The 12,665-nt window shown below is 71.5% G+C and carries 11 protein-coding genes; 7 read left to right on the forward strand and 4 right to left on the reverse strand.

Features of this window, described 5'->3' with window-relative positions:
* Window positions 1-163: 163 nt before the first annotated feature.
* The 4 genes from ACVDFE_RS18840 to ACVDFE_RS18855 form a co-directional block, all read right to left on the reverse strand.
* Window positions 164-1,735 carry a penicillin-binding transpeptidase domain-containing protein gene (locus ACVDFE_RS18840; protein ID WP_458431242.1) on the reverse strand — a complete coding sequence of 524 codons (1,572 nt, stop codon included), beginning with the start codon at window positions 1,733-1,735 and terminating at the stop codon, window positions 164-166.
* Window positions 1,736-1,860: 125 nt separating this feature from the next.
* Window positions 1,861-2,601: an SIS domain-containing protein gene (locus ACVDFE_RS18845; RefSeq protein WP_360396103.1), complete on the reverse strand. Its 741-nt coding sequence runs from the start codon at window positions 2,599-2,601 to the stop codon at window positions 1,861-1,863.
* A gap of 188 nt (window positions 2,602-2,789) precedes the next feature.
* Entirely contained in the window at window positions 2,790-3,443 is a 654-nt protein-coding gene (locus ACVDFE_RS18850) for a nucleotidyltransferase family protein (RefSeq protein WP_360396105.1), read from the reverse strand.
* A 137-nt stretch (window positions 3,444-3,580) separates the two neighbouring features.
* Window positions 3,581-4,405: an alpha/beta fold hydrolase gene (locus tag ACVDFE_RS18855; RefSeq protein WP_360396106.1), complete on the reverse strand. Its 825-nt coding sequence runs from the start codon at window positions 4,403-4,405 to the stop codon at window positions 3,581-3,583.
* A 124-nt stretch (window positions 4,406-4,529) separates the two neighbouring features.
* Here ACVDFE_RS18855 and ACVDFE_RS18860 point away from each other — a divergent pair, with 124 nt between their 5' ends.
* From ACVDFE_RS18860 to ACVDFE_RS18890, 7 genes are all read left to right on the forward strand, one after another.
* Entirely contained in the window at window positions 4,530-5,168 is a 639-nt protein-coding gene (locus tag ACVDFE_RS18860; RefSeq protein WP_458431244.1) for an alpha/beta fold hydrolase, read from the forward strand.
* Entirely contained in the window at window positions 5,161-6,399 is a 1,239-nt protein-coding gene (locus tag ACVDFE_RS18865) for an NAD(P)/FAD-dependent oxidoreductase (RefSeq protein WP_458431245.1), read from the forward strand. The genes ACVDFE_RS18860 and ACVDFE_RS18865 overlap by 8 nt, the downstream gene beginning before the upstream one ends.
* Window positions 6,396-7,073 (forward strand): DUF1365 domain-containing protein, encoded by a 678-nt coding sequence (locus ACVDFE_RS18870; RefSeq protein WP_458431246.1) that lies wholly within the window; start codon window positions 6,396-6,398, stop codon window positions 7,071-7,073. The genes ACVDFE_RS18865 and ACVDFE_RS18870 overlap by 4 nt, the downstream gene beginning before the upstream one ends.
* Window positions 7,074-8,303: a class I SAM-dependent methyltransferase gene (locus ACVDFE_RS18875; protein ID WP_458431247.1), complete on the forward strand. Its 1,230-nt coding sequence runs from the start codon at window positions 7,074-7,076 to the stop codon at window positions 8,301-8,303.
* A gap of 146 nt (window positions 8,304-8,449) precedes the next feature.
* Window positions 8,450-9,139 (forward strand): RNA polymerase sigma factor ShbA, encoded by a 690-nt coding sequence (shbA, locus tag ACVDFE_RS18880; protein WP_360396115.1) that lies wholly within the window; start codon window positions 8,450-8,452, stop codon window positions 9,137-9,139.
* Between the two features lie 68 nt (window positions 9,140-9,207).
* Window positions 9,208-10,242: a carbohydrate kinase family protein gene (locus ACVDFE_RS18885; RefSeq protein ID WP_458431248.1), complete on the forward strand. Its 1,035-nt coding sequence runs from the start codon at window positions 9,208-9,210 to the stop codon at window positions 10,240-10,242.
* A gap of 129 nt (window positions 10,243-10,371) precedes the next feature.
* Window positions 10,372-12,456 carry a transglycosylase domain-containing protein gene (locus ACVDFE_RS18890; RefSeq protein ID WP_360396118.1) on the forward strand — a complete coding sequence of 695 codons (2,085 nt, stop codon included), beginning with the start codon at window positions 10,372-10,374 and terminating at the stop codon, window positions 12,454-12,456.
* The last annotated feature ends 209 nt before the right edge of the window (window positions 12,457-12,665 follow it).

Here is a 12,665-nt window from a genome sequence, read left to right on the forward strand (position 1 = left end):
CCACGCGCCGCGCCTCACTGCGCGCCGCACGCGGCACGCGGGCACCAAGGTGACCGCCGCCGCGCCCCTCAGCCTTCCGCCGAACCCACGAGCGTTCCGCCGAAACCTGCTCACCCCAGGCGAACCACCCCTCGGCATCACCTCTGGCGGACCACCCGCAGCATCACCCCCGGAGGAACGCGCCAGCCGCGTTCACCGCACTCTGCGACGACCCGGCCTTCTCGACGAACACCGCGAACGCCACGTTCCCCTGGTAGCCCACGAACCAGCCGTGCGCCGTACCGCCACCGGCCTCGGCCGTGCCGGTCTTGCCGGCCAGGCCGCGGAGACCGGCCAGTTGCTTCGCCGTGCCGCTGGTGACGACCTCGGACATCATCTGCCGCAGCGCGGGCAGTGCGGCGCGGGGCGGGGGCGCGCCCACGTCGCCCGGTACGCCGGTGCGGCCGCGCAGCAGGGTCGGGGTCGGGGTGCGGCCGGAGGCCACGGTGGCGGCGACCAGCGCCATGCCGAACGGGCTGGCCTCGACGTTGCCCTGGCCGAAGCTGTTCTCCACCTGCTGGTCGCCGGTGGCGGGCGGCACCTTGCCGGTGTTGGTGGTGGCGCCGGCCATGTCCCAGTCGGCGCCGAGGCCGAAGCGCTTGGCCATCGCGGGCAGGGCCTGCGGGCCGAGCTTCAGGCCGAGCTGGCCGAAGGTCGTGTTGCAGGACAGGGCGAACGCGGTGTGGAACGGCAGGGTCTCGTGACCGAAGCCGTCGTTGTTCACCGTGCGGGTGCCGATGGTGGCGCGCGCCGGGCACGGCACGGTGGTGCCGGGCTGCACCAGGCCGGCGTCCATCGCCGCGGCCGCGGTCACGATCTTCATCGTCGAGCCGGGGGCGTAGCGGCCGATGAACGGGTTGGTGCCGGCCAGCGCCTTGTTCTGCGCCACCGCGAGGACCTCGGTCGTGGCCGGGTCGAGTGCGACGATCGCGGCGCCCTGCGGCAGGGCGTCGACGGCGGCCTGCGCTGCGGCCTGGCGGGCCGGGTCGATCGTGACGGTGAGCTTCTCGCCCATCTCCGGCTTCTTGCCGTCGAGCGGCACGAACCCGGCGGGTGACTGGAGCCCGACCTCCCAGCCGTCGGTGCCCTTCAGGTCACCCGCGGCACCGGTGATCGTCGTGTACAGGCCCTCCGGCAGCGCACCCGGCACCAGCGGTTTGCCGTCGCGGCCCAGCAGCGCCCCGTCCGCGAGCGCGGCGCGGTAGACCAAGGAACCGCCCTCGGTGAGCTGCGGGTGGATGAGCGCGGGGGTCCAGTGGACCTTCCACGTGGTGCCCGCGCGCTGCAGGCCGATCTTGACCTCGTACTTCAGCACCGCCGAGTTCGGCAGCGACCACGTCACCGCGGCCGGAACCTCGGTCGTGGTCGCGTCCTCCGCGACGGTGGGCGCGGTGAGCAGCCTGGCCTGGTAGGCCGAGGACCCCATGCCCGTCCTGGTCGCGGCGAACGCCTTGCCGGCCACGTCGGGTGCGTCCGTCAACGCGGCGGCGGCGGTCGAGTCGTTCGAGAACAGCCTGGTCGCGAACGACTGCGCCACCGAGCCCGGCGAGTCGACCACCGGCTTGGCCGGTGTCCCGCCCGGTCCGCTCGAACTGGCCGAACCGCCACCCCACAGCATGACGCCCGCCACGCCCACAACGGTGGCCGTGACGAGCGTTCCGCCGATCAACACGAGTCTGCGTGTCCTGCGTTCCACCGGTGAAGCTCCCCCCAGGTAGGTCTTTCCCCGGTGGGAGGCTAACGCGGCGATGTGGAGATCCTGTGGAAGTTCCCGTTGCTGTGACAGCTTTTGGCCGTTAGGACGAGCACCGGCCGATAGGACTAGCCCAGCTGGGGAATCCGGGTCTGGTAGTGCCGCAGCATGTCGGCGTTGGCCGCGTCGCCGCCCTCGACGTTCGCGCTGCGCCACAACGGCAGCTGCACACCCGTCTCGGTCGCCTTGTCGAGCAGCCGCACCATCAGCAGGTTCCACAGGAACGCCGTCGCGATGGTCGACACCGCGGCCGTCACCGGTGCCTGCTCGGGGTAGGTGGAGTCACCGGGCGGCACCAGGTTGTCCAGCACGACGGTCGCGACCTCGGCCAGCGTCGTGCCCGCGCGGCGCGGGGCCTGGGAGCTCGCGGACACCGAGGTGACGGCCACGACCGGGCAGCCGGCCTCCGCCGCCTCCAGCGCCAGCTCCACCGGGTAGTGGTTGACGCCTGAGGTCGAGAACACGAACAGCACGTCGTGCGGCGCCAGACCGGCCTCCCGCAGCACCTCGCCCGCGAGCCCGGAGCGGCGTTCGGCGGCCGTGCTGCTGATCGCACCGTGCATCGGCAGCAGCTCGGGGTGGTAGATCGGGCGCACGCAGGCCAGGCCACCCGCGCGGTAGAAGGTCTCGGCGACCGCCGCCAGGGAGTGGCCGGCGCCGGCGGTGAGGATCGTGCCGTCGGCCTGCACTGCGGCGAGCACCAGCTCCGCCACGTCGTCCAGCGCGCTGGAGTTGTGCTGCTCGACGCGGGTCAGGTGCGTGCGCACGAAGGTGCCGTAGTCGGACCCGGTCACGGTGTCGGTCGTCATGCGGCCCAGTAGTACCCGATTGCCGGAGGCCTCACCAGTAACCCGAGCACCACAACTGCCGATACGCGCCATGAGGGCAGTCCGCGGCGGACGGGGGTGGGTCGGATCAGGCGGTACTTCGTCACCTGGGTCGTGCTGACCGCCGTGTTCACCGCCGCAGCCGCCACGCACATCACCCTGGCGGTCACCTACGCCGAGCTGTGGCCGGTGTGGGTGGCGTTGGCGCAGCTCGTGGTCGCGGTCGGGTGCGCGCGGGCCGCTGTCTGCGCACGGCCCTGAGAGCCGGTGCTCAGGTCCTCCGGCCGGTCCACGTCGGCGCCGTCCGCCACGTCCGAGCACTCGACGTGCCGCACGGAGGCCGACCTCAGGTACTCCCGGGCGCCCTGGTCGCCCGCCGCCGACGACATGACACCGGGGAAGTGGTCGCTGCCGATCAGCACCGGATGACCGATCTCGCCGTCGTACACCGCCCGCGCCAGCACGTCCGGAGCGGCGAGCGCCATCAGCCGGCGCAGTGCGGCGACCGTGACACCGGGGGTGTCCACCGGCAGCACCACCACGGCGTCCACCACGCCCACCGCGTGCAGGCCGGTGCGCAACGACGATCCCATGCCCGACTCCCAGCCGGGGTTGTCGACGACGGTCACCCCGGTCAGCGCCGCCCTCGCCCGCACCTCACCGGCCGCGGCACCCAGCACCACGACCACGGGAGCACAGCCCGCGGACCGCAGCGCCTCGGCCGCGATGTCGACGAAGAGCTTGCCGTGCACCGCAACGAGGGCCTTCGGGGTGCCGAACCGGCGGCCTGCCCCCGCGGCCAGCAGGAGCCCGGCGACGCGCATGCCCCGAACCTAGTCGGTGCGGCGGGCCGGTCGGAAGCCGAGCGCCGTGCGCGACCGGGTGCCGAAGCGCTGCCGCAGCCGCTGACCAGCCAGAACAGCTTCCTCTTCCGGCAGGTGCCGCCAGCGGAGGAGCAGGTTCAGCCGAGGTTCTCCAGGATCAGGCCGGACGCGGCCTCCGGGACCTCCTCGGGAATCCAGTGGCTGACGTCCTCGACCATCTCGAACCGGTACGCGCCCGTGCACCACTTCTCGGTCTCGAACGCCGCCACCGACCCGAACGCCACGTCCTCGGTGCTCCACACGTACATGGTCTTGACGCCGACCTTGTCCGCGACGCCGTCCGGCCTGCCCGCGCGGTACCAGTTGAGCGCCGCCGACAGCGCGCCCGGCTCGGAGAGGCGCTGGACGTACTCGTCGACGTGCGAGGGCCGCACGCGGTACTCGAACATCTGCCGCAGCGCGTGGGCGTTGTTGTCCAGCATCCGCCTCTCGGTGCTGCGCTCACGCCAGTCCAGCACGTACTGCGACCGCATCCGCTGTTCCTCGTCGGTCTGCAACGCGGTCCGCAGGGCGCCGGGGTGCGGGGTGGAGAACACGGTGAGCGTGCGCAGCCGGTCCGGGTGCTCGATCGCCGTCCACCACGCGACCGCGCCACCCCAGTCGTGGCCGACCAGGTCGACCGTGCCCCAGCCCAGCGCGTCGGCCATCGCCAGCACGTCCCCGACCAGGTGCGTCGTCGTGTACTCCTGGTACCGCTCCGGCCGCACGCCGGGGGAGTAGCCGCGCTGGTCGGGCGCGACGGCGCGGAAGCCGTTGGCGCCCAGGACCGCGACCTGGTGCTCCCACTCGATCGCGGCCTCGGGGAAGCCGTGCAGGAGCAGCACCGGGCGGCCGTCCTCCGGACCGGCCGCGATCGCGTCGAAGGTGCCCGCCTCGGTGGGGATGCTGAGGTGCTCGATCACGGGTGCGAACCCTACCTGTGTGACCTGGATCTCAAGATCCGAGCCGAACGGGGCCGTGTGCCGAAGGCCTGGTGTGCATCCGCAAGTCGACGTGGCGAAACCATCGGGCAGAACGAATGCCGTCGTGCTCGTGTTGCACGGCGGACGGGAGCGCAGCACCGAGCCGGTGCGCCGCCACAACCTCGCTCACCTGCGCATGGTCCCGTTGGCCAGGGCCCTGCGCGCGCCGGGCGTCGAGGTGTGGAACCTGCGCTACCGGATGCGCGGCTGGAACGCGCCGAGCCTCGACCCGGTCAGGGACGCCCGGTGGGCGCTCGACCGGATCGGCGAGCTGCACCCCGGCGCACCGGTCGTGCTCGTCGGGCACTCCATGGGCGGCCGGACCGCGTTGCGCGTCGCCGGCGACCCGAGCGTCGTGGCGGTGTGCGCGCTCGCGCCGTGGATCGTGCCGGGGGAGCCCTTCGACCAGCTCAGGGGCAAGGCGCTGCTCATCGCGCACGGCGACCGGGAGCGGATGACCGACCCGGCGAAGTCGCTGGCGTACGCGCGGCAGGCGAAGACCGTGACCGACCGGGTCGCGCGGTTCACCGTCGAGGGCGGCGACCACGCCATGCTGCGCCGGGCCCGCGACTGGACCCGGCTCACCGTCGACTTCGTCCACGGTGAGCTCGGCCTCGAACCGGTGGCGGCGGACATCGCGAACGCGATGCGGGAAGCCTCCCCACGAGGCCTCGACGTCCCCCTGGGAGGGTCGCGTGGCTGAGGTTGCCGTCATCGGAGCCGGGGTCGCCGGGCTCACGGCCGCGTACGTGCTGCAACGCGCGCACGACGTCACGCTCTTCGAGGCCGACGACCGGCTCGGCGGGCACGCGCACACCCACGACCTGGACGGCGTCCACGTCGACAGCGGGTTCATCGTCCACAACGAACGCACCTACCCGAACCTGGTCAGACTGTTCCGCGAGCTCGGCGTGCCCACCCAGGACTCCGAGATGTCCATGAGCGTGCGCTGCGACGGCTGCGGGCTGGAGTACGCCGGGGCGAAGAAGCTGCCGGGCCTGTTCGCGAAGCGCTCCAACGCCGCCAACGCCCGGTACGTGCGCATGCTCGCCGAGGTCACCCGCTTCTACCGGCACGCCCAGCGCGTCCTGCGCAACGAGGAGGCGCACGACGTCACGCTCGGCGCGTTCCTCGCGATCGGCGGCTACTCCCGCTACTTCGTCGACCACTTCATCGTCCCGCTGGTCAGCGCCGTGTGGTCGGCCGGCGCCGCGCTCAGCACGGAGTACCCGGCCTGGTACCTGTTCGAGTTCCTCGCCAACCACGGCATGCTCGCCGTCGGCGGCACCCCGCAGTGGAAGACCGTGACCGGCGGCTCCCGCACCTACGTCGACCGCGCGGTGCAAGGCCTCAGCACCGTCCACGTGGGCACCCCGGTCCGCGCGGTCACGCGCACCGGCGGCGGCGTGGAGATCCGCGACGAGGACGACGTGCTGCACACCGCCGACCACGTCGTCGTCGCCACGCACCCCGACCAGGCGCTCGGCCTGCTCGCCGACCCCACGCGCGAGGAGAAGGAGGTGCTGGGCGCCTTCCGCTACTCCCGCAACGAGACCTGGCTGCACACCGACGCGTCGGTCCTGCCGCGCACCCGCGGCGCGCGGGCGTCGTGGAACCTCTACAAGCGCGCCTGCCGAGAGGACGGCGACCAAGTGCTCGTCAGCTACCACATGAACCGGCTGATGCGGCTGCGGGAACCGCGCGAGTACGTCGTCACCCTCAACCCGCACGACGTCGACCCCGGCCGGGTGCTCGCCAGGATGACCTACGAGCACCCCGTCTACACGCCCGGCTCCGTTGCCGCGCAACGACGTCTGCCCGAGCTCAACACCGGCACCACCGCGTACGCGGGTGCCTACCACGGCTGGGGCTTCCACGAGGACGGCTGTGCGTCCGGCGTGCGCGCCGCCCGGCACTTCGGGGTGGACTGGTGATCTATGACGTCGTCATCACGCACACCCGCCGCGAGCTGATCGACCGGGCGTTCCGCCACCGCGCCTACCTGTGGCTCGTCGACCTCGACGGGATGCCGCGGCTGCCGTGGTGGGCGCGGCTGTTCGCCCGGTTCGAGGCGCGCGACCACCTCGGGTCACCGGACCGGTCCATCAGGGAGAACCTGGAGGAGTGGCTCGGCGAACGCGGGATCGAGCTGGGCGGCGGCCGGGTCCTGATGCTCGCCAACGCCCGCGTGCTGGGGTACGTGTTCAACCCGCTGTCCGTTTATTGGTGCCACAACGCCGATGGCGAGCTCGTGTGTGTGGTGGCGGAGGTCCACAACACGTACGGCGGACGGCACTGCTACCTGCTCCGCACCGACGAGCACGGCCGCGCGTCGGTGGACAAGGAGTTCTACGTCTCCCCGTTCCTCGGCGTCGACGGCCACTACGTGATGAGGCTGCCGGCACCGGGGGAGCGGCTGTCCGTGACCATCGCGTTGCGGCAGAACGGGAAGACCACCTTCAGCGCCACCATGCGCGGGACCCGCACCTCCGGGCTGCGGATGCTCCTGCGCCGGCCGTTGATGCCCCAGCGCGTCTCCGCGCTGATCCGCCGCCATGGCATCGCCCTGTACCTGCGGCGCCTGCCGATCGTTCCCAGGAGTGAGTAGATGAGCACGCTGTCCCTGCCCCTTCCGAACCAGGGCGTCTGGCCGGGCCTGTTCACCGCACCGCGCTCACCCCTGCGCGCGCGCCTCGCCGAGTCGCTGTTCCGCAACGCCGTGCGCACCCTGCCGGTGACCGTGCGGCTCCCGGACGAACGGACGTGGGGCGCGGGCGGACCGGTCATGCGGCTGGTGCGGCCCGCGGCGTTCTTCCACCGCCTCGGCGCCGACGCCAAGATCGGCTTCGGCGAGGCCTACATGGTGGGCGACTGGGAGTCCGACGAGCTCGCGGACGTGCTCACCGCGTTCGCCGCGCGGCTGTCCACGCTCATCCCGCCCGGCCTGCAGCGGCTGCGGCGGTGGGCGGAGCGGCGGCAGACCGAGGTCAACGACATCGCGGGCTCGCGGCAGAACATCCACCGCCACTACGACCTGTCCAACGACCTGTTCGAGCGGTTCCTGGACGAGACGATGACCTACTCGTCGGCGTTGTTCGACGGCGACCGCGGCCTCGACCTGCACGCCGCCCAGCTGCGCAAGATCGACGGCGTCCTCGACTACGCGGGCGTGCGGGCGGGGTCGCGGGTGCTGGAGATCGGCACCGGCTGGGGCGCGCTCGCCATCAGGGCCGCCCGGCGCGGTGCCACCGTCACCTCGCTGACCATCTCCGCCGAGCAGCGCAAGCTGGCGCTGGAGCGGGTGGCGGCCGCGGGCCTGCGCGACCGGGTGGCGGTGCACCTGCGCGACTACCGGGAGGAGCACGGGCGGTACGACGCCGTCGTCAGCGTCGAGATGATCGAGGCGGTCGGCGCCGAGTACTGGCCCGACTACTTCTCGGTGCTCGACCGGGTGCTCGCCCCCGGCGGCCGGGTGGGGCTGCAGGCGATCACCATGCCGCACGACCGGATGATCGCGAGCAAGGCCAGCTACACCTGGATCCACAAGTACATCTTCCCCGGCGGGCTCATCCCGTCGGTGCGCTCGGTCGAGGAGTCGGTGCGCGACCACACCCGCTTGAAGATCACCGAGATGCGCTCGTTCGGCGACGACTACGCCGAGACGCTGCGGCGGTGGCGCGAGAGCTTCCTGGGCCGCTGGGACGAGATCTCCGGTCTCGGCTTCGACGACACGTTCCGCCGGATGTGGGAGTTCTACCTGGCCTACTCGGAGGCCGGGTTCCGGGTCGGCCACCTCGGCGTGCAGCAGTTCGCCATGGCCGAACGACTGGGCCATTAGGACCACGTTCTCCCTCAAAAGGGTGCTGCTTCGCCCACCTGAGGGGACTTCGTGGTCCTCTTGCACGCAGGCGGTATCAAATGGCTCGCTGCGCTCTCTTCTCCAGTGAAGCCCCTAGTGTCGCTGTAGTGGAGGAGGTCGCCGGGATGGTTCAGCCCACAGCCGTGCGGTCCGGTGGCGGTGTCGGCGTCCTCTCAGTCGAAGAGGTCTGGACCGCGCCAACGGTCCCCGTGCGCCGCCGGGCGCGCCAGGAACCGGTCTCCAACCAGTGGCTCGCCGAAGCCGAGTTCACCGACCTCGTCGACGCCGCCCTGGCAGGAGAAAGACGGGCGGTCGAGCACCTGCTCGGCCGCATCCAGCCGCTCATCGTGCGTTACTGCCGCGCCCGCGTGGGCGGCCGGGAACGCACGCTCGTCTCGGCGGAGGACATCGCGCAGGAGGTCTGCGTCGCCGTCCTCGGCGCCCTGTCGAAGTACCGCTACGAGCCCGGCTCGTTCCTGGCCTTCGTCTACGGCATCGCCGCCCACAAGGTCGCCGACGCCCGCCGCCGCGCGGTCCGCAACCGCGCCGAGGTCGTGCCCGAGTTGCCCGACTGCGCCTCCGACGAGGCCGGCCCCGAGCAGCACGCGGTCAACGGCGAGATGATGGCCCAGGTCACGCGGCTGCTGCACCGGCTGCCGCCCCGCCAGCGCGAGATCCTCGTGCTGCGGGTGGCGGTGGGCCTGTCCGCCGAAGAGGTCGCGCTGGCCGTGTCGTCGACGCCGGGTGCGGTGCGGGTCGCCCAGCACCGCGCGCTGACCAGGATGCGGGAGATGATCGCGGAGGAGACGGGCTGAGGTCCGCGGCGTCCTCCTGAGCGCGGCCCCGCGTGGAATTGTCGGTGTCGGGTGGCATCGTGGACCACATGGCGGAACCCGACTTCGACGTGCTCCTCACCGGGATGGTCTTCCTCGACATCATCTTCACCGGCCTGCCGCGGCCACCGGCGGCGGGCACCGAGGTGTGGGCGGACGGGCTCGGGTCGTGCCCCGGCGGGATCGCGAACCTCGCCGTCGCGTTGCGCAGGCTGGAGCTGAGGACCGCGCTGGCGGCCGCGTTCGGCGAGGACGCCTACGGCGACTTCTGCTGGGACGTGCTGGCCGAGCAGGAGGGCGTCGACCTCTCCTACTGCCGCCGGTTCTACGGATGGCATTCACCGGTGACGGTGTCGATGGCGATGGAGCACGACCGTTCGATGGTCACGCACGGGCACAAGGCACCCGTTGTCGCCGATGACCTGTTTTCGCCGCCGCCGTCGGCAAAAGCCTGTTTTGTGCACATTCAGGCGGAAGACGAACAATGGGTGCGCACGGCGAAGCAGAACGGCGCGAAGCTGTTCGCCGACATCGGCTGGGACCGCACCGGGGCGTGGTCGCCGGAGCTGCTGCGCCGTCTTGACGGATTTGACGTCTTCCTCCCGAACCACGTGGAGGCGCAGGGCTACACGCGCACCGACACGCCGGAGGCCGCCGCGCGCGCGTTGGCCGAGCACGTGCCCGTGGTGGTTGTCACACGCGGGGGAGGCGGAGCGGTCGCCGTCGACAGCTCCACCGGGGAATGCGTGGAGGTGCCGGGGCTGAACGTGGCGCCGCTGGACGCGACCGGAGCCGGTGACGTGTTTGGGGCGGGGTTCGTGATGGGCACACTCGCGGGGTGGCCGCTGGAGCACCGCGTGCGTTTCGCGAACCTGTGCGCGGCGCTGTCAGTGCAGCACTTCGGCGGTTCGCTGTCGGCACCGGGCTGGGGAGACATCGCCGTCTGGTGGCGCACGGTGAGCCGGCGACCCGACGAAGAGCTTCGCCCGCTACGGGTTCCTCGACGACCTGCTGCCCCACCACACGGGGGTCGAGGTCCGGCGCGCCAGCCCGACGATCGGACTGCGGTTGCTCCGGTAGGTTGAAACCAGTCGATCAGCGGACGCAACCTCACGGGTCTCCCGCGCGACTTAATACGTAGAGCTTTCTCTGGGGTTCGGTTCGGAAGGAGTTGCGGTTTGTTCGCCGCACGCGCGTCAGGCTTGGTCAAGTTGATGGGGTTGTGCCTGACGGCGGGCGTGCTCCTGGCAGCGATGGTGTTCCCGTTCGCAGGAGGGCTGGGGCTCGCGTCGAACCGCGCCGCCGACCAGGTCGACCAGACGTCGGGTGACCTCGCCAAGGGGGAGCTGCCGCTCGTCACCACCATCACGGACATGAACGGCGAGCCGATCGCCTACCTGTACGACCAGTACCGGATCCCGCTGGAGTCGAACCAGATCTCCGACACGATGAAGGCCGCGATCCTCGCGATCGAGGACAAGCGGTTCTTCGAGCACCGCGGCGTCGACTGGCAGGGCATCGCCCGTGCCGCTGCCAAGGCCGGTGTGGACGGTGGCGCGACCCAGGGCGCCTCGACGCTGACGCAGCAGTACGTCAAGAACTACATGGCGTTCGTGCTCGGCGCCGACAACGAGCAGGAGGCCTGGGAGAAGGCCACCGAGGCGACCGTCGGCCGCAAGCTGCGCGAGGCGCGCGTCGCGTTGCAGCTCGAGCAGCAGATGTCCAAGGACGAGATCCTCGCCGGCTACCTGAACATCGTGCCGCTGGGCAACCAGACCTACGGTGTCGGTGCCGCCGCCAAGGCGTACTTCAAGACGACCGCCGACAAGCTGACCGTCCCGCAGGCGGCGCTGCTCGCCGCCATCGCGAACCGCCCGTCGTCGCTGAACCCCGGCGCGAACCCGGAGAAGGCCCTCGAACGCCGCAACACGGTGATCGACAAGATGCGCGAGAACGGCGCGTTCGGCCAGGACGAGACCGAGGCGAAGAAGAAGGCCGACGAGTACAAGGCCGAGCCGCTGGGCGTGACCGACGACCTGCAGATCCTGCCCAAGGGCTGCGTCGGCGCCGGTGACGGCCCGATCTACGGCTTCTTCTGCTCCTACCTGCTCGACTACCTGCAGGACGCGGGCATCACGAAGGCGCAGCTGCAGCGCGGCGGCCTCACGATCAAGACGACGATGGACCCGAAGGCCACGAAGGCGGCCAAGACGGCCGCCGAGCAGCAGGTGCCGAAGATGCAGAACGGCATCGCGAACGTCATGTCCGTGGTCCAGCCCGGCAAGGACAAGCACCGCGTCCGCGCCCTCGTCGCCTCCCGCGACTACGGCAACAACGCCGACCTGGGCCAGGTCGCCCGCCCCGTGCCCGCCGAGGTGCTCCCGTTCGGCCCCGGCTCGGTCAACAAGGTCTTCACCGCCGCCGCGGCGCTCGAGCAGGGCGTGACGGGCATCGACCGCGAGATCCCGGTTCCGAAGGTCCACTACTCCCGCGTGTACCCCAACGGCGGTTCGGCGTGGAAGGTCGAGAACGCGGGCAGCGGCTACGCGGAGAAGATGTCGCTGACCCAGGCGCTCGCCACGTCGCCGAACACCGGCTTCGTGATCCTGCAGGAGAAGACCGGCCTCGACCGCGTCGTCGACATGGGCTACCGCCTCGGCATGCGCGAGACCCTCGCCACCCACAACCGCGGCGCCGAGCCCCTGAAGTCCGACGGCTCCAACGGCCCCTCCCAGGGCGACTGGACCAAGCAGAACAACGCCGGCTCCTACACCCTCGGCCCTGGCGCGACCAGCGTCCTGGAACTGGCGAACGTCGCCGCCACCATCGTCTCGAACGGCAGCTGGTGCCCGCCCACCCCGGTGGAGCAGGTCCTGGACCGCCACGGCAACCCCATGCCGCTGAAGGAGAAGCCCTGCGAGCAGGCCGTCACCCCTGACCTCGCCAACTCGCTGGCCCAGGGCCTGTCCCACGACACGGTCGGCTCCGGCACCGCCGCTGACGCCGCCCGCGCCGCCGGCTGGACCCGCCCGACGATCGGCAAGACCGGCACCACCGAGGAGCACAAGTCGGTCGCCTTCATGGCCGCCACCCCGCAGTACGCGGGCGCCGTCATGACCTACGCCGACGGCAACCGCCCCGAGGTCATCTGCGCGAACCCGATCCGCTTCTGCCCCGGCTCCAACTCGGGCGTCTACGGCGGCCAGGTGGCCGCGCCGACCTGGTTCAACGCGATGAAGGTGATCCACGAGGGCCTGGACCCGGCCCCGCTCCCCCCGGCGGCGGCGCGCTACAAGTAGCTCCTTCCGCTTTCTCCGGGCCGTCGGATGCGTGATGCGTCCGGCGGCCCTTTGCGTTGCGCCGGTGGGTGGGGGTTGCACCCGTCCTCGGTTCGCTGGGGAAGAGGGGAGGGGTGGGCGGCCAGGGCTGGGCTCGCGCCTCTGCAGGAGCTTCGGCGCATGGGTGCCAGGTGCCAGGTGGCGGGTGGCGGGTGGCGGGTGGCGGGTGG

Source organism: Lentzea chajnantorensis, assembly GCF_054300775.1.

Excerpts from the sequence above, each read along its gene's own strand:
- ACVDFE_RS18845 (WP_360396103.1), bottom strand. The coding sequence starts at position 2,601 with ATGACGACCGACACCGTGACCGGGTCCGACTACGGCACCTTCGTGCGC.
- ACVDFE_RS18850 (WP_360396105.1), bottom strand. The coding sequence starts at position 3,443 with ATGCGCGTCGCCGGGCTCCTGCTGGCCGCGGGGGCAGGCCGCCGGTTC.
- ACVDFE_RS18875 (WP_458431247.1), top strand. The coding sequence starts at position 7,074 with ATGAGCACGCTGTCCCTGCCCCTTCCGAACCAGGGCGTCTGGCCGGGC.
- shbA (WP_360396115.1), top strand. The coding sequence starts at position 8,450 with ATGGTTCAGCCCACAGCCGTGCGGTCCGGTGGCGGTGTCGGCGTCCTC.
- ACVDFE_RS18885 (WP_458431248.1), top strand. The coding sequence starts at position 9,208 with ATGGCGGAACCCGACTTCGACGTGCTCCTCACCGGGATGGTCTTCCTC.
- ACVDFE_RS18890 (WP_360396118.1), top strand. The coding sequence starts at position 10,372 with ATGGGGTTGTGCCTGACGGCGGGCGTGCTCCTGGCAGCGATGGTGTTC.